This window comes from Nostoc sp. JL23 (genome assembly GCF_017115065.1).
Lineage (GTDB): Bacteria > Cyanobacteriota > Cyanobacteriia > Cyanobacteriales > Nostocaceae > Nostoc > Nostoc punctiforme_A.
On record NZ_JABXKN010000121.1, the window covers coordinates 1 to 24773 of the forward strand.

Consider the following 24773-nt stretch of genomic DNA (forward strand, 5'->3'; position numbering starts at 1 on the left):
TCATACGTATTTACTTATCTTTACATAGTTTGGTTTTTTCACCTCGTCTTACTTAGCTATTCAAAGAATTTGGAATTTCTTCTTGAGTAAACCATCTTCTCAAACTCACGAAACCGTTTCTCCATCAAGATAATTGGGATAAGTAGTTATGGATTGGTTTTATAACTGCGACACCGAATAGCCCGTCGTAGACATCGCAATTATAAAGCGATCGCAGTAATTTATAATTCCAAAGCCGCTATTAGACAAAAATTCACCTGATTAATTATCTCAGAGGAAAGAGAACCTAGCTTTCTGAGAATCATAGATTTATTTAATGTAAAAATTGATTCACAGCGAACTACAGACTCAACTCTAATACCTGCACTGGCAATTTCATCGCCCGTTATCAAGTATTGCGTCACAGTTAAAGGGCGATTAGTGTTAGAAGTACAAGGCACAACCATCAAATCATCAAGAATTTGATTCAATTGATTTGCCGAAATTACAACAGCAGGGCGAATTTTAAACTGTGCCAATCCGGTTGAAGGCATGGGGACTCGACACAAGACAACATCACCGCGCTGTAAGTTCATCAGCAAATACTTCGTCGTAAATATCATTTTCAGGGCTTACCCAATCCTGATAAGCCTGAGACTCAACAGCAGGGTTAACAGATTTTTCGCCATTCTTGAAAGAAAGAGCTAAATCAAGCAATGCTGATAACTGCTCATCATTCAGTTGTTCAATCAGACTTAGAAGTTCTTGACGAATATTCATGGAATTGCCGACTGCTAACTACATTCAATGTATGTCATAAAGCGATCGCCTGTAGCGTTGGTGATGCCGCAGCTACGCCCGTCGTAGATATCGCAATTATAAAGCGATCGCAATCCTGGGGTGTGTTAGCGCAAAAGCGTAACGCACCCTTTGAACTCCGTTAACGAGTCTTTTATACTCGCTGATGAGTCTTTGAACTCCGTTAACGAGTCTTTTATACTCGCCGACGAGTCTTTGAACTCCGTTAACGAGTCTTTTATACTCGCTGATGAGTCTTTGAACTCCGTTAACGAGTCTTTTATACTCGCCGACGAGTCTTTGAACTCCGTTAACGAGTCTTTTATACTCGCCGACGAGTCTTTGAACTCCGTTAACGAGTCTTTTATACTCGCCGACGAGTCTTTGAACTCCGTTAACGAGTGAATGTTATTGCTAGGTTAGCGATGTCTACAACGGGCTACACCTACGCATCCTGTTAATTTAAATATTACAGCCGTTTCTACGCAGATAGAACACATAAATTTAGCCCCACTCCCTACTCCCCATAACCTGCGATACACTATTTTTGTAAATATCGCTACAGAGTTGGTGAGGTTTGCTGATGACAAACGAAGAACTGTTGCAAATTATTGAAAAAGCTGCCAGAGAAAAGGAAACGGTGCTAAACATCAATCACACTCAACTCAGCAATCTGCCACCAGAAATCAGCCAACTCTCCAACTTGACTGAGCTATCCCTCTGTGGTAATGAACTCAGCAGTCTGCCACCAGAAATCAGCCAACTCTCCAACTTGACTCACCTATACCTCGATAAAAATCAACTCAGCAGCCTGCCGCCAGAAATCAGCCAACTCTCCAACTTGACTGAGCTATCCCTTGAGAACAATCAATTCAGCAGCCTGTCGCCAGAAATCAGCCAACTCTCCAACTTGACTGAGCTATCCCTCTCTGGTAATCAATTCAGCAGCCTGCCGCCAGGAATCAGCCAACTCTACAACTTGACATGGCTAAACCTCAATCAAAATCAACTCAGCAGCCTGTCGCCAGAAATCAGCCAACTTTCCAACTTGACTGAGCTATTCCTCAATGAAAATCAACTCAGCAACCTACCGCCAGAAATCAACCAACTTTCCAACTTAACTGAGCTATTTCTCTCTGGTAATCAATTCAGCAGCCTACCGCCAGAAATCTGCCAACTCTCAAACTTAATATGGCTAGACCTCTCTTGTAATCAACTTAGCATTCTACCACCAGAAATCAGCCAACTCTCAAACTTGGAATGGCTAGACCTCCCTGGCAATCAACTCAGCAACCTGCCGCCAGAAATCAGCCAACTCTCAAACTTAATATGGCTAGACCTCTCTTACAATCAACTCAGCAGCCTGCCGCCAGAAATCAGCCAACTCTCAAACTTGACAAGCCTATCCTTCAAGAACAATCCACAATTAAGCTCGCCACCGCCTGAAATTGTTGAGCAGGGAACGGAGGCAATTTTGACCTATCTTCGAGCCAGGTTAGAAGCTAAAGGATAATATCTTTCTAAGCTGCTAGTAGTTGGTGAAGAGGATGCGGGTAAAACATCATTAACAGCGCTACACGATGAAGACTTTCACACCCACAAATCCACTACCCACGGCATTGAAATTAAATAGCTTTTAACAGCACTATTGCAGGGATTATCAAGGTATATTTGACTAGAATTAAGGTATTATAGCGATTATTATTTGGATACCATAAGCGGTAGGGGTTTACAGAAGTGCGCCTCTACGACTGACACGCCAGTTTAGCTATAAATTAATATCTACCGTTTTACGGGTATTAGAAAAATGAAGTTTACAGACTGGGTGACTAGGGTGCTACTAATCTGGCTGATGTTCGCCACTTTAATTGTAGTGCTGCTAATTGGACGAGCAACAAAATTACACAACAATCCGACAATATCCCGTGCATCCAATCCACCGGTTACAGCTTTCAGTAAATATCCCCAGGCGCAATTTCAATCAGCGAAAGAGCCAGAGAAGAAATTTCAAAATGTTATCAAGTCCCCAGTCAAGACTAACCAGCCTGTAGCAAGGTATATAACCACTCAAGCTTTTGCCCAGTACAGACCTAATTATCAAGTTGTCTCAGTCGATCCAAGTAACTATGGTGAACGTTACACCCAAGATGTTAATGGCATTCCTCTCAGCAACCAACCAATTATCGTCATCCATGAAACTGGTTATTCAGCTTCTAGCGCCATCAATTTCTTTCAAGTAGCCCATAACGATGAAAGTGTGCAAGCAAGTTACCACGCTTTAATCAAGTTAGACGGAACGGTGGTTTATCTAGTACCGCCAGACAAGCGGGCTTTTGGTGCAGCTAACTCTGTGTTTGATGGTTCGCTGGGAGTGGAAACTGTGCAGACTAATCCGACTTTACCCGCGTCTGTGAATAATTTTGCTTATCACGTCTCTTTGGAAACACCGCCAGATAGTTATGACAGTGGCAGTCAACAAACCCATAGCGGCTACACGGAGGCTCAATATAATTCTCTTGCTTGGTTAATTGCTCAAAGTCAAGTTCCAGACGATCGCATCACTACGCACCATTTAGTAGACCGTTCTGGTAAAAAAGTTGACCCGATAAATTTTGATGGGAATAAATTTCTCAGCTTGCTTAATACTTATCGTCAGGTTAGACCAATTTATCGAGTCAGCAAATAAATTATTCAATCTTGTGGGGTGGGCTGCCATATTTTGCCCTCACCCCCAGCCCCTCTCCCAAGTGCTACGGTGTATACACAACTCGAATTACCCCCCTTAATCCCCCCTTATAAAGGGGGGAAACCGGAAATCCAGTTCCCTCCCCTTTATAAGGGGAGGGTTAGGGTGGGGTAAAACCCAGATTCATCAGGTATTTCAGACTTGTGTATACACCGTAGCTCCCAAGTGTGGGAGAGGGGAGCAAATTCTCTAGTTCCTCTTCTCCCACATTTGGGAGAAGGGGTTAGGGGATGAGGACCGTCTTTAATTTTGAAGTGTTAACTTGCTCAAGAAGGCGCGATCGCGTCAAAATAAGAGTTAAGACGCTGTAATCTAACTTAACAATGACCATAACGCAGCTTGAGCAAATTTCCCCTCAACTAACACCGCCAAATGAGCGGGGATATGAATATGATTTGGTAATTGTCGGCGGTGGGATTATTGGGTTAACTCTAGCCTCTGCTTTAAAAGATTCTGGTTTGAGTGTCTTGCTTATTGAGGCAAAAGTGGCATCAGCGGCGGTAGCAAAGGGACAAGCTTATGCAGTTCACAAACTTTCGTCGCTGATTTATGAAGGTATTGGTGTTTGGGACAAAATGTTGCCGCAAATCGCCAAGTATTGCCAAGTCCGTCTTTCGGATGCCGATCATCCCAATGTGGTGGAATTTAGTACAGACGATATAAATACCCCAGAGTTGGGTTATGTGGCGGAACACCAAGCCTTGTTGCAGCCGTTGCAAGATTTTGTCCAAGATTGCCCAAATGTGACTTATCTGTGTCCGGCGGAAGTGGTAAATACGCAATACCAGCAAAATATAGTCGCCATAGATATTAAAGTTGCCGATCAACTAAGAACAGTTCGCAGCAAATTAGTTGTAGCAGCAGATGGATCGCGATCGCCAATTCGGCAAGCTGCTGGAATCAAAACCTCTGGCTGGAAATATTGGCAATCTTGCATTGTGGCATTTGTCAAACCAGAAAAACCCCACAATAACACCGCTTACGAAAGATTTTGGTCTAGCGGCCCCTTTGCGATTTTACCTTTGCCGGGGAACCGTTGCCGCATCGTCTGGACAGCGCCCCATGAAGAAGCAAAAGCTTTATGTGCTTTAAATGATGAGCAATTTTTGGCAGAACTAACCCGCCGCTATGGCGATCAGATGGGGAAACTGGAATTACTAGGCGATCGCTTTGTTTTTCAGGTACAACTCATGCAAAGCGATCGCTACGTTCTCCCGCGACTAGCGTTAATTGGTGATGCGGCGCACAATTGCCATCCCGTCGGCGGACAAGGTTTAAATTTGGGTATTCGGGATGCAGCAGCTTTGGCGCAAGTAATTCAAGCAGCGCACAAGGCGGGTAAAGATATTGGTGACATTCAGATTCTCAAAAGTTATGAACGCTGGCGCAAGCTAGAGAATCTGACAATTTTAGGTTTCACCGATTTGTTAGATCGGATGTTCTCTAATAATTTCTTCCCTGTGGTGGTGGTTCGTCGCTTGGGTTTATGGTTCTTGCAGCGAGTACCTATATTAAAAGTATTTATGCTGAAATTAATGATTGGCTTAAAGGGGCGGACTCCAGAATTAGCAAAACGATAAAGCTTGAGAACGCGATCGCTGATATGTTTACTTTTTAAATTTGCAAAAAGTTAGCGATCGCCTGTGGTAATGGCAGAATAATTACAATCAACAAAGCCATTGCCAGTAACCCCCAAACGTCACGTTTGTTATCCAATTCAGTGACATCATTCAGTGCAGGTTCATCAATCAACGGCATAAATAATAAGATAATCGCCCACACCAAAAATTCTTCCCTAACTAAAGAAAGTAATAGCAACAACACGCGAGCAATTTGACCAATTACGATCGCAGTTCGTTGTCCAAACATCGCATGGACAATGTGACCTCCATCTAATTGTCCCACAGGCATTAAATTTAACGCTGTGACAATTAGTCCTAAGAAACCTGCTACTGCAACTGGATGCAAATCGAGGGCTGATTTTGCTGTTAACTGACTTCCTAAAGCTAACTTCGAGAGTATAGCCAGTAAAATTGAATACTTGGGATTGAGGGCATCAGGATTTAAAAGTCGGGTTTTTTCACTCAGGGAAACCACATCAGAATGAGCCAAACCCCATATTAGTAATGGCAAGGTAATAACAAAACCTGCAATTGGCCCAGCAATACTAATATCAAATAAAGCTTTGCGGTTAGGAATGGGACTACGCATCTGAATAAATGCGCCAAATGTTCCCAAAAAGAAAGGCACGGGAATAAAGTAAGGCAACGTCGAGCGAATCTTGTAAAATTTAGCTGTCAAATAATGCCCAAGTTCGTGAGTGCCCAAAATAGCCATCAGTCCTAAAGCATAAGGCAATCCCTTAAATAGGACATCTGGGTTAGATAAAAGCTTGAACAAAGATCCAATATCCCAGATAGGCGGCAGAGTAACACCAGCATTTTCCAGTCCCACCAAGGTAGTAGTGATCAAAGTAGCTACTAGCAGCATCAGCGCTAATCCTGGACGAGTTAATCGTTCCTGCTTACGTCGTGGTGTATCTGTCTGTTTAGCAGCAGCTTGAGTGTTGGGAACCAGGACAAAGAAAGGTTTGCCATTGAAGCCTTCTTGAAAAATCAGCAAGAAGCGATCGCCAAATTGTGCTTCAATATTAGTCTTAATCTGCTGGTAAGCGTTGCTGGCTTTAGTTCGCAACTGACCCCGGCAAATCACAGATTGTGGACGATACTCAATATTTTGAACGTAGTATACAGACCAAGGAAAACAATTTCGCAGTTGAGTTTCTTCGGCTAGTTCAATGGGACGCACTATTGGTTCTGGGGTAGGCTGGATAGTTGGTTGTGATTCTGAAGCTGGGGTTTGGGCTTCGTCTATCTGTGTTGTATCTCTTGGTAGTTGACGCCCCCATTGAAACAACATCCAGTACAAGACTGTGCAGACAAATACCGACCAGAGGATCAGCCCTGGTGGTGGAGGTTGTTTCGCCCCGTAGATTAGCGTCCATCCACTCAACAGAAATGCTGGTGTCATTAAAACCAGCCACAACAACCATACTGGTGTGCGGGTGATGTGAGCAACGCTGCGCTGCACCATTAGATAAGTAGCTAGCCCCAGCAGGAGGATAAACAGAAACCAAAATGCCATGTTCTCTTCAGTAATTTTGACAAAACGCCCCACCAGTAGCTTCAGCACCATAGCATTAACTACAAGGCAGACCTCAAATCCCAATTTTCTTCACAATGGTTAACAGTGCTGGTTAACGCTCAAGTTTCAATTCTTGAGAATTTCCGCACTGTAATCAAATTGTCCACAACTCCTCAGTTTCGGTTCTTTGATTATGTGTCCTTTACCTCAACAGCCAAGTCATACAACTAAGCCACCACGGGCTGTCTTCTCTGACGAAGTACTCAGCGGAGGTTCTCTGCAATCGGACTTCGCACAAGAGAGCATTTTTGCCTTTCCACCCAATCGGGACACATTAGGGGGAACCTCTTATTTTATTGTAAGAAATGAAGGCAATATCCTAATAGATTGCCCTGCACTAGAAAAAACAAATCAAGATTTTTTGCGATCGCATGGAGGCGTGCGTTGGTTATTTCTCACCCATCGCGGTGCTATTGGCAAGACTGCTGAATTTCAGCAAGCCTTTGGCTGCGAGGTGCTGATTCAAGAGCAAGAAGCGTATTTATTACCAGGCTTAACCGTAACTACCTTTAGACAAGAATTTACTCTTGATGCTGAAACACAAGTAATTTGGACATCAGGGCATTCTCCCGGCTCATCTTGTTTCTACTACAGTGAACTTGGAGGTATATTATTTTCTGGTCGCCATTTACTCCCTAACCAGTACGGTCAAGCAGTACCATTACGGACAGCTAAAACCTTTCACTGGCCAAGGCAAATTCAGAGCATTCGATTATTGTTAGAACGTTTTACACCAGAAACTCTTCAGTATATTTGTCCTGGAGCTAATACAGGCTTTCTTAGAGGTAGGCGGGTTATAAATCGAGCTTATCAACACCTCGCCTCTCTGGATTTACCAGATTTGCTGGGGATACAACCACTTTAGAAGTCGCATGGCTGTTGAAAACCGCAAGGATGAAATTTTTAGGACTTACGCAAAATATCTCTCAAACTCTGATTTCTCTGCGCCCTCTGTGCCTCTGCGGTTCGTTATTCCGTAACTCATGCGTAAGTCCTAATTTTGTCAAGACAGCAGTTTTCATGTATTTGAACCATATCTGTCGTAGGGGTGCAAGGCTACAATAACTCCGTGATGGAAAATAAGCGTTGTCGGTCTATTTGTTGAAGCTTGATTTTTTCAGTGTAGAAAGCCTGATAATAATATTGATACCGCTCTGGTTCAGCTTCTGGATCGGTTTGTTGCCATAGTTCCAAAAAGTGACGATAGCGTTTTTCAAGCATCACTAAATCCATACAAGCGATCGCAGCTTGAACTACTTGCGGAGTCCGCAGTATTTCTTTTTGGTTTTTTTCATCCACATGAAATAAATGGGAAATTAACCCGATCTCGCTGTCAAATTCTAAGAACCGATCTTGGAGACGGGAAATTAAATTTGGTAGAGATGCAAAGTTTTGCGTCTCTCCATCACCGGATGAAATTTCTAAAATCTGTTGCCATAAAAATCGATGGTGGGAAAGGCTAAATTGCAAATCTCGCTCCTCTAGTTCGTCAACAATCATTTGACGCTGTTCGGGACAATGCAAGTAAATTCGTAGTAATAATGCCTCTGCGTGTTCTAAAAGGCTGCGTTCCGTCGGGAGTGGGGAGTTGGAAATGGAGAGTGGGGATTTGCCACCTCCCCATGCTTTCTTCGCTGATACGGGCTTAGAATATGTAGCCGCAGCCGGAGCAATTTGAGTTAACAGATTTTCGACTCTTAGGGGTATAAGTCTGGTATCTCCTAAACTGAGTATTTCTGCACAGTAGGAAACGTAATAGTTGCGTGTATCGCTGTTAGCTATATTTTTAAGTAATTTGACTATTTGCTGAGTTACTTGTTGAAAATCAGTAGCCTGTTTCAAATCTCGGTCTTGAATAATTTGCTGAATCTGCCAGTCTAGCCAAAGTGGCGCATTTTTTAGCAGTTCTCCATAATCTTCTGGAGTGTGACTATGCAAGTATTCATCAGCATCTTTGCCATCAGGTAAATTGAGAATTTTTAGCTGAACTTCGCCCTTGTATGCTAATTCGGCAATTTCACCAATCGCCCGTTCGGTTGCATTGGTTCCAGCTTTATCAGCATCAAAGTTGAGTACTAATTGTTTCGATTCGGTGTAGCGTAATATTAACCGGACTTGTTCTAAGCTTAAGGCTGTACCAAGTGAGGCGACGGCGTTATTAATACCAGCAGCGTGGAGAGCGATCGCATCAAAATATCCCTCTACCACCACGGCTTGATTGAGTTGGGAAATCCCACCTTTGGCTTGATCGAGGGCAAATAAGGTTTTACCTTTACTAAAAAGTTCGGTTTCGGGTGAATTCAGATATTTAGGCTGTTCATCAGTCAGAGTTCTACCACCAAAGGCAATGACGCGTCCTTGGACATCGCGGATGGGAATCATCAAGCGATCGCGAAATACATCATAATACCCACCCCCTTCTCGGCGTGGCTTAATCAATCCCGCTTTTTCCAGTATTTGCACTGGGTAATGTTTATCTTCCACTAGATAACGATAGAGAGTTTCCCAACCTGCGGGAGCATAACCTAAACCAAATTGCTGTATAGTTTCTTCTTTAAGTTGACGGTTAGATTGCAAATATTGAAGTGCCTTTTGTCCTTGGGATTGTCTCAAGGCGTGTTGATAAAACTGTGCTGAAGAAGCCAGAACTTCATATAACTGCTCGCGCAAAGATAGCTGACGCTGTAATTCTTGGCGTTGTTCGGGTTCGAGAGTTTGCACAGGTACTTGGTAACGCCGTGCTAAATCCAGTACCACATCAGCAAAAGAACGCTTTCCCAATTCCATGACAAACTTAATGGCATTTCCTCCGGCTTGACAGCCAAAGCAATAGTACATTTGCTTGGTTTGACTAACAGTGAAACTGGGAGATTTCTCATCATGGAAGGGGCACAAACCGACAAAATCCTTTCCTCGTTTGCGTAAAACTACGTATTCCGAGACGACATCTACAATATCAGCCCGTAGTTTAACTTCCTCAATTGTGTCTGGGTGCAAGCGGGGGATTTGCATGGCTTTGTTATTAGTCATTGGTCATTGGTCATTGGTCATGAACTTTGGAGAAATACCAAAGGACAAATGACTTTAGACTTCTGATAGCTATTATATTCTTGTTGCCAAACCAAGAATGATGTATACAATTGCTTAGACTTAATTTTATCAGAGGAAATACTGAAAATGGGGCGTATTTTTATATCAGCAGCTCATGGAGGCAAAGAAGCGGGAGGAATAGATCAAGGTGCGATCGCAGGTGGTACGAGTGAAGCAAAAGAAATGATTCTGCTGCGGGATTTGATTGTCACGGAACTAAGGGCGCGGAGTTTGGAAATTTTAGCGGTTCCTGATGACTTGAGTGCCGCCCAAACTATCTCCTGGATCAATTCTCGCGGCCGCCGGGGTGATGTCGCCCTAGAAATTGCAGCTAATGCGGCTAACAGCCCTTCTGTGCGTGGGGCTAGCGTTTTCTACATTGCTAATAATAGCGATCGCAAGAGCAATGCTGAACAGCTACTAGTGGGATTGTTGCGCCGCGTACCCCAATTACCGAATCGGGGAGTCAAACCAGATACAGATAGTGGATTGGGTAGTTTAGCATTCTGTCGTCAGACAACGCTGCCAGCTTTGGTAATGCAAGTGGGGTTTCTCAGCAATCCAGAAGATCGGGCTTTGCTACAAACTCGTCGCCGCGATTTTGCTTTGGGAATTGTTGATGGATTGGTAACTTGGAGTCGTGTAATTGACCCCACTCCTGGAACTCCTGTAGAAGCAAATTATCCACCTATTAATATTAATATTAATGGACAAAGTTACACAGAACAAGGAGTTTTAGTTAATGGTAATGCTTACATCCCCATTGATTTAGTAGACCTTCTACGAATTGACCTTTCAAAAGCAGCTAATGTCAATAAAATTACCTATCACAAAATAGTTTATGTCAAAGCGATCGAACTACGAGATTTTAATGTTGCGGTCAGTTGGGATGCTGCAACGCGTACTGTTAGCTTACGCTCGAATTTGGTGGTTTGCCCTGGTCAATTTTCACGGGTAATGTCAAACGGTAATACTTCCGAAGTACAGTTACAATTATTCCTCAGAAACAATAATGAAAATGCCTTAACAAAGTTTCCTGACATCCCCAAACTTTATCGGGAAGAAGCAGGTATAGAAGGAGTGAACTATGATATTGCCTTTTGCCAAATGTGTGTAGAAACTGGATTTTTACGGTTTGGTGGCGATATTAGACCTGAGCAAAATAACTTTGCAGGCTTAGGTGCGATCGGTGGCGGTTCGGAGGCTGCATCTTTTCCAAGTGCCAGGATTGGAGTCAGGGCGCACATCCAACATTTGAAAGCTTACGCCAGTTTAGAACCTTTGGTACAAGAAGTCGTAGATCCAAGGTTTCGTTTTGTCACACGCGGGATTGCGCCATTAATCGATCAGCTATCAGGGCGGTGGTCAGCAGATTTGGATTATGGTACGAAGATTTCAGCAATGCTCAAACGATTATATGAATCAGCAGGACTTCTTTGAGTAAGGAAAGGAAAATTACTCAGGTTCTGCAATGTGCGATCGCCTATGGTGGGCGGAACGCAATCGCGTAATTTAACCGAATCATCCTACTATACATTTATTTTACTGAGTATTTCTGCTTTGATTCCAGCAGTCTAAAAATATAGTCATTGCATACTACTGTAAATCTATCGGTTTAGTGTATTATATTGAAAACTACCATCGCTTCCTTACCAACTACAAAGTACAAGGAGAAATTTTTATGACATTTACTGCAACACGAATTGAGATTACGCCTACTGGAGCAGCTTTAGGAGCAGTTGTTACTGGTGTTGACGCCAGTATTGCAGCAGAACCAGAAGTAATCTTGCAACTCAAGCAGGCGTGGCGCGATCGTCACATCCTCATCTTCAAAAATCAACAATTGACTGACGACCAATTATTAGCGTTTGCGAATTACTTTGGCGACATTCTCCAACAGCCTGCCTATATCCGCAAAGGAGAAACCGAGCCGTACCTGCCGCCTCTTGTTCTTACCCTTGCAAATGCTGCCTCTGAAGAAAGTTCCGTCAATATTGCACCCAACTATCGTAAACTTTTACCCCATATCGATCATGACTGGTTGCCTACACCATCTAGCGGTTCATTTTTATATGGGGTAGAACTGCCTGAAAATGGCCCTGATACCTATTGGGTGAATTTGATTCAAGCTTACGAAGAACTAGATGATGCTACTAAAAAGCAGATTGCTGGTTTGCAGTTGCGCCATTTTAATTTCTATGGCAAGTATCGGGATGAGTATCCTGAGCCTAGCTATGCAGCCGGTCGTTCCGTTGAACCCGGTGAACGAGTTGCAACCCATCCTTTGGTTCGCACTCACCCAGATACTGGCAAGAAAGTTCTCTTCCTAAATGCCGCTAGCGAGGTAGATATTGTTGATTACGACCCAGTGGAAGGGGCAAAGCTAATTGAGCGGTTGCGGGAACACATTAAGCAACCCCACTTTGTTTATCAACACCACTGGAGCAAGGGCGACCTGCTTTATTGGGACAACCAGGCTACGGCTCACTATCGCCCCGAATTTAATTCCAACGCAACCCGTGTTTTGAAGCGGGTTAGCATTCGAGGCAGCCGTCCTTTCTAAAGTTCAGCTAGCTAAAAGTTGTGAATTCTTTCAGATACAAAAATTTAATCCCCCTTTCCTTCTCCACTTTAGAGAGCTGAGGGGGAGTAAAGTTTTGACACCACTAGATGCGATTGGATCTAGCCTTCTTAGCAGGGATAGAAGCTCTAATCGATTCGGTCAGCTTGCAGAGATTTTGCTCCCACGGTATCAGCGTCAAGATGAGATAGAAAGCTATGGTCAGACTGCAAATTGGAAAGCACTCAATATCCAGGCGTGATTTACTTTACACTTTTTATGGATTAATGTCTTTTACTGCCTTAGTCAGTTGTGGAACAAACAACGGCAGCACAGGCAATAACAACAACACAACCTTGAGTGCTAATGCCACTAGTAACAATAAAGCCAGTACCAAGTTGGTTCGACTTGGCTACCAAGTTTCAGGGGATCTAACACACGAAAAAGGCGCGATCGAAAAACGCTTGGCTCCTCAAGGCATAGGTGTTACTTGGTCGCAATTTGTGTCTGGGCCTCCATTATTGGAAGCCTTAAATGTGGGTAGCATTGACCTTGGGCCTGCTGGCGAAACGCCACCCATTTTTGCTCAGGCAGCTGGTACTAATCTGATTTATGTAGTTAATACGCCGCCAGGTACTGGAGAAGGTTCCGCAATTGTTGTGCTAAAGGATTCTCCAATCCAAACATTGGCAGGTCTTAAAGGTAAAAAAGTTGCTTATTCTAGAGGGACGGCTCAGACGTTTTTTGTGGTGAAAGCGTTTGAAGAGGTAGGGCTAAAAATCAGTGATATTGATTCAGTGAATCTACCCATTGCAGATGGAAGAGCAGCATTTTTGAATAACACGGTTGATGCCTTTGTAGAAAGCGATCCTAGTCTGATCAAGCTGCAACGGGAAGGCACGATTCGGGTCTTACGAGACGCCCAAGGAATTAAGACGCCAGGAGCTTATTACCTAGCTTCACGAGATTTTGCAATTAATAATAGTGAACTCTTGAAAGCAATTTTGTCAGAGTACTACCAAGTTGGGCAGTGGGCAAACAAAAACAGGCGGGCTGCTGCCGAAATCCTCGCGCCGAAGGTCAACACTGATGTCGATACTATGGAATTGGCGCTGACGAGAAGAAAATATGACATGAGACCAATTACTGAGGAAGTAATTAGCGCTCAACAAAAGGTTGCGGATCTTTTGTATGAACTGAAAGTTGTGCCAAAACAAGTTGATGTTAAAGGAGCAACCTTAACTGCCCAGCAGTATGCAGCGATTACACCAGATGCCGTTAGGAACAAGGCTTAACCTTTGAATCAGCAAGCTTGCTACAAAACCAGACGCGATGCCTGCGGCGATAAACTACGCAATTATCCTATATATTATTAGATAAGCTAAGTATTAGGTCAACTAATACTTAGTAAAACACAATAAAACTTTCCTGATGAAAATTTGGAATAGACAATTAGGCGATCGCGTAAGTAATATCATTTACCAGCATTTACCCGCCTTTCGCTGGCGTAACTTTCGGCTGTTTTTTGGGGGACAGTTACTATCAATGTCTGGGACATTTATGACCCAGCAGTTAACTATTCCTTGGCTGGTATACGAATTGACTCAATCGGCTTGGTTGTTGGGAATTTCAGGGTTTGTGCAATTTTTACCGACGTTATTAGTGATTCCCTTTTCGGGCGTATTGTCCGATCGCTGGAGTCGTCGTGACTTGTTAATGCTGGTGCAGATATTGGGAATTAGCGTTTCCCTGACTTTAACGATTCTTACCTTTACAAATTGGATTACGTTTCCCATCCTATTGGTACTGAGCGTTCTCAATGGTTTCCTCAAGGGATTAGATATGCCCGTGCGTCATACAATCGTCACCGAAACCGTAGACGATCGCGCCGATTGGAGTAATGCGATCGCCTTGAATTCAGTGATGTTAAGTTCCTCGCTGGTATTGGGACCGGCTATGGGCGGGATTTTGATTGCGACGCTAGGGGTGAAATATTGTTTTCTCTACGATACCCTCAGCTATATCCCTGCCATCTTTACCCTGCTAGCGATGCGGCTGAAAGTCAAACCCATGCAGACCCTGACGAGCCTTAGTGATACTTTGCAGAAATTGCGGGAGGGCTTTGAATATGTCTCCAAATTCCAGCCGATTAGAGCGATTTTATTAATACTGGCATTACAAGGTTTAGTCGGGATGTCTCATGTCGCGCTCATGCCCGTCTTTGCCGCGAAGATTTTAAATGGGGATGCAACTACGATGGCTCAACTCAGCACCTCAGCGCCCATTGGCTCATTGTTTGCTTGTTTGTATCTGAGTGTTAGGCGAGGGATTGCGGGCTTAGAACGTTTGATTGTAGTCGCTCAAGTCTTGATTGGGATAAGTCTGATTTCCTTCTCACTATCGCGTCAAGTTGGATTATCCATAATCATACTGGTGTTTACAGGCTGCTTTTCCATCCTCCTGATTACCAGTAGTAATATGATTATCCAAACCCTAGTTGCCGAAGATAAGCGCGGACGGGTGATGAGTTTTTATGCCCTAGCAATGGTGGGTATGATGCCCTTTGGGAATCTGTTGGCTGGAACTTTGGCACATAATTTTGGTGCGACTAATGCCTTGATTGTCTGTGGCAGTCTGAGTACCTTAGGTGCGCTATGGTTCTCTACGCAACTGCCAGCAGTGAGCCGTTGGATCGATCGCTAAACACCGACTCCAACTGTTTGCCGTTCTCGTCGTGCGACTTCTGCACGTACTAAAGGAATGACATTACGCCCATAAGCGATCGCATCCTCTAAAGGATCAAAACCCCGGATCAACAAGGTAGTCACACCTGCATCGTAATAATCAACCAAAGCCTCTGCTACTTGTTCTGGTGTACCCACTAGAGCAGTAGTGTTACCTGCCGCACCAGTAGCTGCGGCGATCGGTGTCCATAGACGCTTGTCATAAATATCATTTTTGGCGGCAAAATCCAGCAGACGTTGCGATCCTACGGCTTGGGGTCTAGCTGGGGCAGCTAATTTTGCGCCTCCTCGCAACTCTTGAATTCGCGCTAAAATGTTATGTGCTTTCTCCCAAGCCTCTTGTTCTGTAGCACCAAGAATCGGTCGCAGAGAGACGCTGAAACTAATGGAACGACCGGGTGGTAAGGCAGCACGCACCTCTGCAATTCGTTCTTTAACTGCGGCAATTGGCTCACCCCACAAGGCATAGACATTACTGTGTTTGGCTCCTACCTGTACGGCTGGCCCAGATGCACCACCAAAGTAAAGCGGGATGTGGGGCTTTTGCAGCGGCTTGAGCGCAGAGAAAGCAGCTTTGATGCGGTAAAATTCACCTTCGTAATCAAAGGGAGTGTCGCTTGTCCAGACGCGACGAACAATTTCTAAATATTCATCGGTGCGACGGTAACGGCTGTCATGATCTAGCCAGTCGCCATCTCTTTGTTGATCGGTATCACTGCCACCAGTAATGATATGTATTGCGATCCGACCGTTGGTAAAATGGTCAAGGGTAGCTGCTTTGCGAGCTGCCAGAGTCGGTGCGACAAAACCCGGACGATGAGCAATTAAAAAGCCCAATCGCTCGGTTGCGGAAGCAGCGAAACTAGCAACAGTCAAACCATCAGGGCTACTAGAACTATAGCCAATCAATACTTTGTCAAAGCCTCCTTCTTCATGGGCTTTGGCAAATTCACGTACATAAGCTGTATCAATGATGTCATCGCCCAGACCACCTGATGCACTATTTAATTCCGAAGTTGGTTTTGTCCGAATCAATCCAATAAATTCAATTGGCATAATTAATTCTCCTGAAAGTGTTGGGGAGTGGGAGTAGAGAGCAGGGGAGGCAGGGGAAGCAGGGGAAGAAGAACTATTGATTATTGACCAATGCCCAATGCCCAATGCCCAATGCCCCATTCCCTAATCAATCAAACAAATCTGGTTGCTCGTGGGTAATTTCGTCCCATAAATACTGGAATCCACCCCAGCCTGCTTGGTGAGTACCACCGCGTTGTTGGATCTTTAAGGCGATGTCGTGGTCAATCAGGATGGGTTTTCCTACGGCTTCTGCTAGTAATTGCGCCTTAGCCGTATCCTCTAACCTGATGTACCACCAAGCTGCTTCGTCCACACTGTGTCCCACGGTCAATATTCCGTGGTTGCGTAAAATCGCAGCTTTGCGATCGCCTAGTGCGTGAGCAATGCGTTTTCCTTCGCTTGTCTCTAAGACAATGCCTGTAAAATCATCAAATAGAGCATGATCTTGGTAAAAAGCGCAGGAATCTTGGGTAATCGGATCGAGCAATCGACCTAAAGATGACCAAGTTTTGCCATAGAAGGAATGGGCATGAGCCGCTGCAATGACATCAGGGCGGGCTTCGTGGATTTGAGAGTGAATGGCAAATGCTGCTTGACTAACTTTGCCTTCACCTTGGACTACCTGACCTTCACTATTCACTAGTATCAGGTCTGATACCCGAATGCGACTGAAATGTATCCCAAAGGGATTTACCCAAAAATGATCGGTAAGTTCGGGATCGCGGGCAGTGATATGTCCTGCCAATCCTTGAGCAAAACCCAAACGCGCAAATACCCGAAAGGCTGCTGCCAAGCGTTCTTGACGATGGCGACGCTCTGATTCAATGGAAACGAAGGTTGGTGGCTGAAAGGGATTGCTGGGGCGGACGAGAGAAGTTTGCACCATAATTTTCAACTCCTACGTATGGATTGGGTAGACCTACAGTGCTGCCTCACTGCTGCTAAAAGCCTCAAGGTTTATCGATAGACATCGCTTCACCATTAAACTAGCGAGACAACAAAGGATTTATGGTTATGGCTCTGTGAGCGATGTCTACGACGGGCTGCGCCTACGCAGCTTTTATCGCTGCAAATACGTATTGTTCAATCATGTCCAGTGGACAATGCTACAAATAACTTTTGGCTAATAACCGTAAATACGTTACTAATTACCTGATATCAGCTTTTAAACTACCTAGTGACAACAAATTTCTAACTAGAGTAGTGATACTATCAAATAAAATACGGTAAGTCAATCAAATTACAGTAGTTTTATCTACAACGAAACTACCACAATTCATTTAAATAAGCAAGCTAAATATGGAGTTCTGCTAGAAAATATACTTGAGGATACTGTTGCGATTTGTTAAGCTGTGGAGCGATCGCACGGTTTTTACCAGATAAAAACAAAGGACAGGAACCAGGACGAAGAAAATATATTTTTTGTATGGGGTTTACCTCCTGCCTCCTGGCTTCTGCCTCCTGCCTTCTCACATATCTCCCTTATATTCTTCTAACAATTGTGGAATGTGATCGTACCCATCCACACCAATAATCGCAATAATTTTCGGGCGATGTTGCTGTAAGAACTTTTGGAAAGCTTCTACTCCGATTTGTCCCTGCAAAATTGTCAGTAACCCTGCTGCTTGACGCCACTCATTAGAAGCAATTTGCTCTAAAAGATACATTCCCAAGCAGCCTGTATAAACAGTTTTTTCGGAATTTTGCAGATGATAATAGGCTTCTGCTAAATAAGCTAAGTTCCGCCCTTGGAGATACAAATCACCGGAAACTTGCGCTGTTTTAAAGCCATCTTCAAGATATTTAATTGCGGTTTGGTGTTCTCCAATTACTAGATAGGCAATTCCTAAGCTGCTGACACATAAGGCTTTACTTTGAAGATCGCCTAATTTTTCTGATAATTTTAAACCTTGTTCCAAATAATTAATTGCAGCTTCATAGGTTTCGGGTTCTAAGTTTTCCAATTCCTGAGCTTGCATGACTTCGCTGTAACCTAAATTTACTAGCGCATTTGCTTCTCCTGTCCTATCGCCTGCTTGCCGACTTAGTATTAATGCTCGTTGACTGTAGTTAATTGCCTCAGCATAATTTTGTTGTTGCACGTAGGTACGGCTGAGGTGATTGAGATTGGCAATTTCACAGGTGCGATCGCCTGCATTCCTGGCTATCTCTAACGCCTGCTGATGAAAATCAATTGAGCGCTGGTATTGTCCCAAAGCACGCTGAGAATAGCCTAAAAGTGTCAAAATCCGCGCTTTTTCCTGGGTTCCCTCGCCTCGTCGTAGCGGTTCATCTAAATAATCTAGGGCATCTCGTAAATAAGTGCCAGTAAAAGAGGCAAAAATCCCGCCATAAAAGGGAAAATACGGACGCTGGGCAAAGGTTCGCAAAATCTGAAGCATGATTTGAGAACAGGCATCGCTATATACTGTCCCAATGCTCCTAAAGCCACTTGCTAACTGACTCCAAATCACTGCAAAGGTCAAAAAAGTGGAAATGGACAACTTTGGCCCCGCTTTAACATCGTAAGCTTGTTGGTCAAACCAGTTAATTAGTCCCCGTTGTAAGAACTGTAAAATCAATGCCATTTCCACCCAATCTCTGAGGGTGATTCCCCGTTGTCGCTCGGTAAACTCTATTGCAGATTCTTCCCTAGCTAAGGTGCGAAGTAGTGTTTTGGGTAACTCACTATTGAGTTGTTTAGCCCAACTTGCCCAAGGACCACTTTCTCCCGGTACGCCGCCAAATCCCAAAGATTCTTTTTGCTCGTACATCCAACTGAGCAAGTTGTCTTGCAATCGCTGCCAAGAAGCTAAACCACGGGTAATCCCTTCGGAAAATTGTTCTAAATCAGAATCTGCCTGAGCAAATTGCTGCAATGCCTTTGATAACTGCTGTAACTGTTGTAAATTTAGCGGATACTTCTGATTTGGGTCAGTAACCCGGATAAATGTCGCTAGACGCTCGGCAGCAGTGGCTGTGGTGATTTCTGTAGCTGCGGAGGCGATCGCTTCTGTGGCTTTATTTTGCTCTTGCCAGCGTTGCCATTGACTTTGAATCGTCTTAATGGCTCTCAAACTGCGAGTCGCCTTGGCTTTCTTGAGTTCGTCTTTTTCGCTATCTACTTGGCTTTGGAGGGAATTCAGGCGATCGCTCAAAGCTAACTCAAATACTTCCCCTGTACCGGAAGTAATTCCTTTAAGAAGCATTTGATACACTTGTTCTACAGAGCTAATTTTGCCCTTGAGGGTGGTTTCGACAATTTCATCGATTAAGGCAAGATAGCGATCGCTTAATGGCAGAGAGTCTGGCACTTTGGCTACTAGGAGAATGTCACATCAATTCTAATTCTAGTCTTGACAGCAGAGGTAGGGGAAACAATTGGCCACTTTTTGACAGTCATGGTCATAACAAATGCGAAATTTAAAAAAAATTTATTTAGCGATTTGTTATCATTCCTTGAGTGATTCGCTGTTTAACTACACGATAAAAAAATAATGGAATGCCTACAATATAACGGTCTGCTAGACGAGTAGGTTCAGTAATTAAGCGTGTTAACCACTCCAGACCATTATCAGTCAGCCAACGTGGCCCGCGATATATAGAGTCAGTATAAAAATCTAGACAAGCACCTAAAGGTAAAAATACAGTAGTTTCAATTTTATTGAAGTTATCTAAAATCCAGCGTTCCTGCAATGGCATACCAAAACCAATATATAAAATATCTGGTTGAAATTTATTAATTTTTTTTATTACCAAATCATTCTCTTTTCCTGATTTATCAAAATAACCATGATGTCCCTGTACGCGTAAATTAGGCGCAATTGATCCTAACTTAGTAATTGCCTTATCTACTACGCCAGGTTTTCCAGCTAACAAAAATAAAGAAAGGTTTTCTTTCTCACACTTTAATGCTAAATCTTCGATGTAATCTGGTGCTGTCATTCGATGTGCAGATTGCATTGAATAACCGTTGAATCTAGCTCCTACTACTACACCAAATCCGTCACAAAATACTAAATCCGCCTTATTCAAAAAATCTCGATACCAAGACTTTTCATAAGCGAAATTCATTGCTCTGATGTTCACATGCCCTACAACTGTCTTTCTTTGGCTTTTTGCTGCTTCTACTAAATAATCAACTAATTCTTGTACTTTAACTTTATGGAATCTTGTATCAAACAATTTCACTTCCGGAAAAGTTTTCATTTCTGCTCCTCCCTCACTTATTAGACAGTATACCAACTTTAGAATAATCTGAACAAGAAAAGAATAATACCTTTACCGTTTCCTTGATTTTTCCTAATATTAAATCAATACTTTTTAAACTCCTATTATCCTTATACAGAATGAATTGTGTCGTTTTGAAGCTTGGTACTTAATACATAATGTAAGCTACTTAAACCTATTTTAAGATGGCTCTCAATTGATAACTGCTGTATAAATGCATCTTAAAGATGTAAGATAATTGTTTATGTCCAAGTGTTGAACTCTGACTCGTGCATTATTTCCCAAAGATATTCTCAGATTTTCGTCTGCAATTAAGGATTGCATTGCCTCTGACAATTGTTGAATATTCCCCGGATTAACTAATAAACCATTTTGGTTTTGAGTAACTATTTCGGGTATTCCTCCCACTGCGGTAGTGATAACTGCTAAACCCCAACTCATTGCCTCTAGTAGTGCCATAGGCAGACCTTCGTTGTAGGAAGGTAACACAAAGACATCCGCTTTAGTTAAAAGGTGGTCGCGTTTTTCTTGATCTACCCAATCAAGAATAGTGATGTAGTCAATAAGATTTAGAGTTGGGAGCAAACTACGAGCTTGTTCTACATCTCCATCCCCCGCTATAACTAACTTGGCTTGACTTTGTTGAGCAACAGGCATAGAAGCAAATGCTTTAATTAAATCAAAAGCACCTTTGCGCTCACCAATGCGCCCTAAAAATAAGAAAAATATCTGTTTAGAATCTATCCGCTGTGGAATTTGTGCAGGAATTTTGACTGGGTTAGGGAGAACAATAACTTGCTCTGGCTTCAAACCAAGATTCTCAATGTAAAAATTTTTCCAGCTATCTGATAAAACAATAAAACGGGTACATTTACAAAACGACCAACTTAGCCACTGCTGAAGAAATTGAGGTAGTTTAGAGTAAAACAAATGAAAATCAGCACTATGAGTATGAATAATTACTGGTTTTTGAAATAGCCAACCAATCAGAGTAGTGATTGAATGACGGAAAGCGCTACCTCTATCTGAAACATGGATGTGTATTAGGTCAGCTCTTTGGTTTAATAAATTCCAAAACAACTCACCTATTGCTTGCAAAAACACTAACACTTTATGGATAGTAGAACCATTCGGTAAAGTCGTAATGTGTTTAATTTGAATATCAGAGGTAGTTTCTTCAAGAATGAGCTTTTCCACAGAAACTATTCCACCTTGGCGCTCTAAGCTTTCGCCCAACATAGTAATTTTTATGGGACTCATAATTGCTATTAATATGTTTTGGGAATTTAGTACAAGGCTATTTTATATAAACTATTGAACGAATTTCTTCTAGTTTATATCCAAATGCCTACTCCAAGAGCATTTTGAGAATTAATTCTAATAACTCTATTTATTTGAGCGCAGATCCACAAATTTATTCAATGTACACTTTTATGATTTTACAGGATGATCTCCATAACAAAATTCTGCCATAGGGATTGTTATGAGAATATTTAAAACATTGTTGTTAATAACAGCATTCTAGCATTCTCTCATAACTCAAAGCTAAGTAACAATTTTTTGTTTAAGCTAAATCATGTATTTACAGGTAAGAAAAACTAATGAATTTATTTGAGCTTTTAGTAGGGGAAGACAATCATCCAGCCTTAGTTGCACCTGAAGGGCGATCGCTAACCTATAAGCAATTACGCGAGAATGTTATTGGACTGGTATCTCAACTCAACAGCTTTGGATTGAAACGGGGAGAACGCATTGCCATTGCCATGACTAATGGTTCACCAATGGCGATTACCTTTTTGGCTGCTGCCTTATGTGGCACTGCTGCACCCTTAAATCCCAAATACAAACAAGAAGAATTTGCCTTTTACTACCAAGATACTCAAGCAAAAGCACTGATTACGTTATCTGAGGAACCAGAAGCAGCCATTGCTAGTGTCACACCCGATATGATGCTGATTAATGCCAAGATAAATACTGATGGTACATTAAGCTTTGAATTAGTCAAAACAGGCTCAGAACCAGCAGAATCCGCGAATCCCACAGCCCCCAACCCTGATGATATAGCGATGATTCTTCACACTAGCGGTACCACCAGTCGTCCCAAGCGTGTGCCGATTCGTCATCGCAACTTAATCGCTTCATCTGGCAACCTGATTAATGCTTACTCACTCACAGCAGCTGATACTACACTTTGCCTAATGCCCCTATTCCATGTTCACGGATTAGTAGGCTGTTTACTGGCAACTCTGGCTTCGGGTGGTACATTAGTTTGTCCTAATGGTTTTAATGCCTTGGAGTTTTGGAAACTGGTAGATACCTACAAACCCACCTGGTACTCCGCAGCGCCAACCATGCACCAGACAATTTTGGCACGCGCTAGCCGCAACCCAGAAATTGTCAAAGCTAACCGCTTTCGTTTTATTCGCTCTAGTAGTGCTTCTTTGCCGCCAATTATCATTGAACAGTTAGAGGCAACTCTGAATGCTCCTGTGGTGGAATCTTACAGCATGACTGAAGCATCTCACTTAATGACCACCAATCCCATACCGCCAAAAGTCAGGAAACCAGGTACTGTAGGTTATGGCTTCGGTGTGGAAGTGGGCATTATGGACTCTGAAGGCAACCTATTATCTCAGGGAAGCTTGGGCGAGGTGGTGATAAAAGCACCCAATGTTATAGATGGCTACGAAAACAATCCAGAAGCTAACGCCACTGCTTTTGTGAAGAGTTGGTTCCGCACGGGAGATCAGGGTGCAGTGGATGCAGAGGGCTACCTCCGCTTGACTGGACGAATTAAAGAATTGATTAACCGGGGTGGGGAAAAAATTTCTCCTTTAGAAGTGGATAATGTCTTGCTGCGCCATCCTGCCGTCGCCGAAGCCTTAGCCTTTGCCGTTCCCCACAAATCTTTAGGAGAAGATATCCACGCGGCTGTGGTTCTGAAAGCGGAAGCTGGCGAAAAAGAACTTTTAGCTCACTGTGCAACTATGCTGGCAGACTTCAAAGTTCCCAAACAAGTTCACATTTTAGATCAACTACCTCGTGGTGCTACCGGTAAACTGCAACGGTTGGCGATGGCGAAATTGCTCAATATAGGGGAGTAGGGAGATAACGGAAGTTTACTAAATGATCTGGCACACTCACAGCGAACACGCTGGCACTTTTACTTCGGCAGCTGTCAGCAACTGGGAGATGGCGATCGCTACCTTCCTTTCAGTTCAGGCCTTGTGGCGCTCGTCTATGAACCGGATCAGCAAATAATCACCGCCATACGGACAAAAAATATTGGTAGAAACAGCGCAGTGTTAGAAGTAGGAACGAGTTTGAGAGCGATCGCTACTTATACCAATTCAATTAATGATTGCAACACATCCTTGGGTAAAGACGCGATGAATCGCGTCTCTACAAATGGTCTATTTGTCGCATTCTTTTTTCAAATTGGTATTATTTCACTTCACCAGCACCCTTCTCCACCTGAAACTAAATTTTCAACCATCAACGTTCGCGCAGCGTCTCCAAGAGTTGCGGCATTACTTTGTTCTACAAGTTGCAGATTGACTCGGTGCAACATCCACGATCGCCAGCGTTGTGCAGTTTATCAGGTAACTCAACTTCATTCTCTGACACGCTCTCGACAGATTGATGGTCAATTGCTCGTCAAAATCACAAGGTCTACGCAATCTACAAAAACAGAGATTGAACAGTCAGATCCTTCTGGGTGATACTGAAGTTACGCTGTTCTGCTATGGCAACGAATGAAACGATCGCTTCACACGCCACAGCCACAGTTAACATCACCAGATTTCGCGCCAACGGATAATCACAGACATCATCATTAACCTCGGAAGGAACGCGATAAACGTCATTCCAAATCACTTCTGCATAATCTGCTGATAGTCCAGCATGAAGACAGGGTACGCTTAATTTTTCAGCATAATCTTTCACTGCTTGACGTGCCACGCTATTGTCAAAGACATCGATAATTAGCTGGCTGTCTTGAAGTAATTGATTTGTATTTGCTGGTGTCAATTCCTTTGTTTTGGCATCAACTTTAGTACCAATTGCTCGATATAAATTGTTCGCCAAAATCTTCGCCTTGAACGCTCCCACATCAGAACGGTAGTAAGGCTGAGTCGAAAGGTTACGCTCCTCAATGCGATCGCGATCTATCACTGTAAGTTTATCAAAACCAGACCGAGCTAAGTTTTCAGCTATGTTAGCTCCTAATGCTCCAGCCCCACAAATTGTTACAGAATAGTTCTTCAACTTTGTCATCACAGCATTGGTGCGGTAAAGCTGTTCATGAAAAAAGATACTCATAATAATTCGTAATTCTAATTCGTAA

23 protein-coding genes are annotated in these 24773 nt (G+C 43.2%); 12 read left to right on the plus strand and 11 right to left on the minus strand.

The features are described from left to right. Window positions 1-221: 221 nt before the first annotated feature. Window positions 222-575 (minus strand): type II toxin-antitoxin system PemK/MazF family toxin, encoded by a 354-nt coding sequence (locus HWQ42_RS23845; protein ID WP_292816662.1) that lies wholly within the window; start codon window positions 573-575, stop codon window positions 222-224. Beyond that, on the minus strand, window positions 556-696 hold the full coding sequence (locus HWQ42_RS23850) for a hypothetical protein (RefSeq protein WP_292816664.1): 141 nt from the start codon (window positions 694-696) through the stop codon (window positions 556-558). The genes HWQ42_RS23845 and HWQ42_RS23850 overlap by 20 nt, the downstream gene beginning before the upstream one ends. Here HWQ42_RS23850 and HWQ42_RS23855 point away from each other — a divergent pair. The 4 genes from HWQ42_RS23855 (at window position 696) to HWQ42_RS23870 (ending at window position 5103) form a co-directional block, all read left to right on the plus strand. Further along, the gene (locus HWQ42_RS23855; RefSeq protein ID WP_292816666.1) at window positions 696-923 is read left to right on the plus strand and encodes a hypothetical protein; all 228 of its coding nucleotides are present in this window, start codon (window positions 696-698) and stop codon (window positions 921-923) included. The genes HWQ42_RS23850 and HWQ42_RS23855 overlap by 1 nt on opposite strands. 437 nt (window positions 924-1360) lie before the next feature. After that, entirely contained in the window at window positions 1361-2290 is a 930-nt protein-coding gene (locus HWQ42_RS23860; protein WP_292816668.1) for a leucine-rich repeat domain-containing protein, read from the plus strand. A gap of 294 nt (window positions 2291-2584) precedes the next feature. Beyond that, complete coding sequence (locus HWQ42_RS23865; protein WP_292816670.1) at window positions 2585-3463, plus strand: peptidoglycan recognition family protein; 879 nt, start codon at window positions 2585-2587, stop codon at window positions 3461-3463. A 383-nt stretch (window positions 3464-3846) separates the two neighbouring features. Beyond that, complete coding sequence (locus HWQ42_RS23870; protein ID WP_292816672.1) at window positions 3847-5103, plus strand: FAD-dependent hydroxylase; 1257 nt, start codon at window positions 3847-3849, stop codon at window positions 5101-5103. A 34-nt stretch (window positions 5104-5137) separates the two neighbouring features. Here the strand turns inward: HWQ42_RS23870 and HWQ42_RS23875 are convergent, their stop codons facing one another. Beyond that, window positions 5138-6667: a site-2 protease family protein gene (locus tag HWQ42_RS23875; protein ID WP_292816866.1), complete on the minus strand. Its 1530-nt coding sequence runs from the start codon at window positions 6665-6667 to the stop codon at window positions 5138-5140. 193 nt (window positions 6668-6860) lie between these two features. Here HWQ42_RS23875 and HWQ42_RS23880 point away from each other — a divergent pair, with 193 nt between their 5' ends. Beyond that, window positions 6861-7592 carry an MBL fold metallo-hydrolase gene (locus tag HWQ42_RS23880; protein WP_292816673.1) on the plus strand — a complete coding sequence of 244 codons (732 nt, stop codon included), beginning with the start codon at window positions 6861-6863 and terminating at the stop codon, window positions 7590-7592. 191 nt (window positions 7593-7783) lie between these two features. On the opposite strand, the gene dnaG is transcribed toward HWQ42_RS23880, so the two are convergent. After that, window positions 7784-9739 (minus strand): DNA primase, encoded by a 1956-nt coding sequence (dnaG, locus tag HWQ42_RS23885; RefSeq protein WP_292816867.1) that lies wholly within the window; start codon window positions 9737-9739, stop codon window positions 7784-7786. Window positions 9740-9904: 165 nt separating this feature from the next. On the opposite strand from dnaG, the gene HWQ42_RS23890 reads away from it, so the two are divergent. The 4 genes from HWQ42_RS23890 (at window position 9905) to HWQ42_RS23905 (ending at window position 15080) form a co-directional block, all read left to right on the plus strand. Further along, window positions 9905-11257 carry an N-acetylmuramoyl-L-alanine amidase gene (locus HWQ42_RS23890; protein ID WP_292816675.1) on the plus strand — a complete coding sequence of 451 codons (1353 nt, stop codon included), beginning with the start codon at window positions 9905-9907 and terminating at the stop codon, window positions 11255-11257. A 241-nt stretch (window positions 11258-11498) separates the two neighbouring features. Continuing rightward, complete coding sequence (locus tag HWQ42_RS23895) at window positions 11499-12380, plus strand: TauD/TfdA family dioxygenase (protein ID WP_292816677.1); 882 nt, start codon at window positions 11499-11501, stop codon at window positions 12378-12380. A 215-nt stretch (window positions 12381-12595) separates the two neighbouring features. Then, on the plus strand, window positions 12596-13672 hold the full coding sequence (locus tag HWQ42_RS23900; RefSeq protein WP_292816679.1) for an aliphatic sulfonate ABC transporter substrate-binding protein: 1077 nt from the start codon (window positions 12596-12598) through the stop codon (window positions 13670-13672). Between the two features lie 136 nt (window positions 13673-13808). Beyond that, on the plus strand, window positions 13809-15080 hold the full coding sequence (locus tag HWQ42_RS23905) for an MFS transporter (RefSeq protein ID WP_292816681.1): 1272 nt from the start codon (window positions 13809-13811) through the stop codon (window positions 15078-15080). Here HWQ42_RS23905 and HWQ42_RS23910 read toward each other — a convergent pair. The 6 genes from HWQ42_RS23910 to HWQ42_RS23935 all read right to left on the minus strand — a co-directional run bounded on the left by HWQ42_RS23910 (window position 15077) and on the right by HWQ42_RS23935 (window position 21688). Then, complete coding sequence (locus HWQ42_RS23910; protein WP_292816683.1) at window positions 15077-16177, minus strand: LLM class flavin-dependent oxidoreductase; 1101 nt, start codon at window positions 16175-16177, stop codon at window positions 15077-15079. The genes HWQ42_RS23905 and HWQ42_RS23910 overlap by 4 nt on opposite strands. Before the next feature lie 127 nt (window positions 16178-16304). Further along, window positions 16305-17084: a class II aldolase/adducin family protein gene (locus HWQ42_RS23915; protein ID WP_292816684.1), complete on the minus strand. Its 780-nt coding sequence runs from the start codon at window positions 17082-17084 to the stop codon at window positions 16305-16307. A 407-nt stretch (window positions 17085-17491) separates the two neighbouring features. After that, entirely contained in the window at window positions 17492-17671 is a 180-nt protein-coding gene (locus tag HWQ42_RS23920) for a hypothetical protein (protein ID WP_292816686.1), read from the minus strand. After that, window positions 17668-19512, minus strand: a complete 1845-nt coding sequence (locus HWQ42_RS23925) for a tetratricopeptide repeat protein (protein ID WP_292816687.1) — start codon at window positions 19510-19512, stop codon at window positions 17668-17670. Before HWQ42_RS23925 ends, HWQ42_RS23920 begins: the two co-directional genes overlap by 4 nt. Window positions 19513-19636: 124 nt before the next feature. Further along, window positions 19637-20407, minus strand: a complete 771-nt coding sequence (locus tag HWQ42_RS23930) for a WecB/TagA/CpsF family glycosyltransferase (protein WP_292735618.1) — start codon at window positions 20405-20407, stop codon at window positions 19637-19639. Window positions 20408-20620: 213 nt separating this feature from the next. Next, the gene (locus HWQ42_RS23935) at window positions 20621-21688 is read right to left on the minus strand and encodes a glycosyltransferase family 4 protein (protein WP_292816689.1); all 1068 of its coding nucleotides are present in this window, start codon (window positions 21686-21688) and stop codon (window positions 20621-20623) included. Window positions 21689-22029: 341 nt separating this feature from the next. On the opposite strand from HWQ42_RS23935, the gene HWQ42_RS23940 reads away from it, so the two are divergent. The 3 genes from HWQ42_RS23940 to HWQ42_RS23950 are packed head-to-tail and all read left to right on the plus strand — an operon-like array spanning window position 22030 to window position 24150. Next, entirely contained in the window at window positions 22030-23532 is a 1503-nt protein-coding gene (locus HWQ42_RS23940) for an acyl--CoA ligase (RefSeq protein ID WP_292816691.1), read from the plus strand. Window positions 23533-23554: 22 nt separating this feature from the next. After that, complete coding sequence (locus HWQ42_RS23945) at window positions 23555-23689, plus strand: hypothetical protein (protein WP_292816692.1); 135 nt, start codon at window positions 23555-23557, stop codon at window positions 23687-23689. Next, complete coding sequence (locus HWQ42_RS23950) at window positions 23656-24150, plus strand: hypothetical protein (RefSeq protein ID WP_292816694.1); 495 nt, start codon at window positions 23656-23658, stop codon at window positions 24148-24150. Before HWQ42_RS23945 ends, HWQ42_RS23950 begins: the two co-directional genes overlap by 34 nt. On the opposite strand, the gene HWQ42_RS23955 is transcribed toward HWQ42_RS23950, so the two are convergent. Further along, on the minus strand, window positions 24110-24748 hold the full coding sequence (locus HWQ42_RS23955) for a ThiF family adenylyltransferase (RefSeq protein ID WP_292816696.1): 639 nt from the start codon (window positions 24746-24748) through the stop codon (window positions 24110-24112). The two genes, HWQ42_RS23950 and HWQ42_RS23955, sit on opposite strands and share 41 nt — an antisense overlap. Window positions 24749-24773 lie beyond the last annotated feature (25 nt).

Excerpts from the sequence above, each read along its gene's own strand:
- HWQ42_RS23935 (WP_292816689.1), bottom strand. The coding sequence starts at position 21,688 with ATGAGTCCCATAAAAATTACTATGTTGGGCGAAAGCTTAGAGCGCCAA.
- HWQ42_RS23860 (WP_292816668.1), top strand. The coding sequence starts at position 1,361 with ATGACAAACGAAGAACTGTTGCAAATTATTGAAAAAGCTGCCAGAGAA.
- HWQ42_RS23880 (WP_292816673.1), top strand. The coding sequence starts at position 6,861 with ATGTGTCCTTTACCTCAACAGCCAAGTCATACAACTAAGCCACCACGG.
- HWQ42_RS23865 (WP_292816670.1), top strand. The coding sequence starts at position 2,585 with ATGAAGTTTACAGACTGGGTGACTAGGGTGCTACTAATCTGGCTGATG.
- HWQ42_RS23955 (WP_292816696.1), bottom strand. The coding sequence starts at position 24,748 with ATGAGTATCTTTTTTCATGAACAGCTTTACCGCACCAATGCTGTGATG.
- HWQ42_RS23940 (WP_292816691.1), top strand. The coding sequence starts at position 22,030 with ATGAATTTATTTGAGCTTTTAGTAGGGGAAGACAATCATCCAGCCTTA.
- HWQ42_RS23895 (WP_292816677.1), top strand. The coding sequence starts at position 11,499 with ATGACATTTACTGCAACACGAATTGAGATTACGCCTACTGGAGCAGCT.
- HWQ42_RS23915 (WP_292816684.1), bottom strand. The coding sequence starts at position 17,084 with ATGGTGCAAACTTCTCTCGTCCGCCCCAGCAATCCCTTTCAGCCACCA.
- HWQ42_RS23930 (WP_292735618.1), bottom strand. The coding sequence starts at position 20,407 with ATGAAAACTTTTCCGGAAGTGAAATTGTTTGATACAAGATTCCATAAA.
- HWQ42_RS23845 (WP_292816662.1), bottom strand. The coding sequence starts at position 575 with ATGAACTTACAGCGCGGTGATGTTGTCTTGTGTCGAGTCCCCATGCCT.
- HWQ42_RS23945 (WP_292816692.1), top strand. The coding sequence starts at position 23,555 with ATGATCTGGCACACTCACAGCGAACACGCTGGCACTTTTACTTCGGCA.
- HWQ42_RS23890 (WP_292816675.1), top strand. The coding sequence starts at position 9,905 with ATGGGGCGTATTTTTATATCAGCAGCTCATGGAGGCAAAGAAGCGGGA.
- HWQ42_RS23875 (WP_292816866.1), bottom strand. The coding sequence starts at position 6,667 with ATGGCATTTTGGTTTCTGTTTATCCTCCTGCTGGGGCTAGCTACTTAT.
- HWQ42_RS23900 (WP_292816679.1), top strand. The coding sequence starts at position 12,596 with ATGGTCAGACTGCAAATTGGAAAGCACTCAATATCCAGGCGTGATTTA.
- HWQ42_RS23910 (WP_292816683.1), bottom strand. The coding sequence starts at position 16,177 with ATGCCAATTGAATTTATTGGATTGATTCGGACAAAACCAACTTCGGAA.
- dnaG (WP_292816867.1), bottom strand. The coding sequence starts at position 9,739 with ATGCAAATCCCCCGCTTGCACCCAGACACAATTGAGGAAGTTAAACTA.
- HWQ42_RS23905 (WP_292816681.1), top strand. The coding sequence starts at position 13,809 with ATGAAAATTTGGAATAGACAATTAGGCGATCGCGTAAGTAATATCATT.
- HWQ42_RS23855 (WP_292816666.1), top strand. The coding sequence starts at position 696 with ATGCTGATAACTGCTCATCATTCAGTTGTTCAATCAGACTTAGAAGTT.
- HWQ42_RS23870 (WP_292816672.1), top strand. The coding sequence starts at position 3,847 with ATGACCATAACGCAGCTTGAGCAAATTTCCCCTCAACTAACACCGCCA.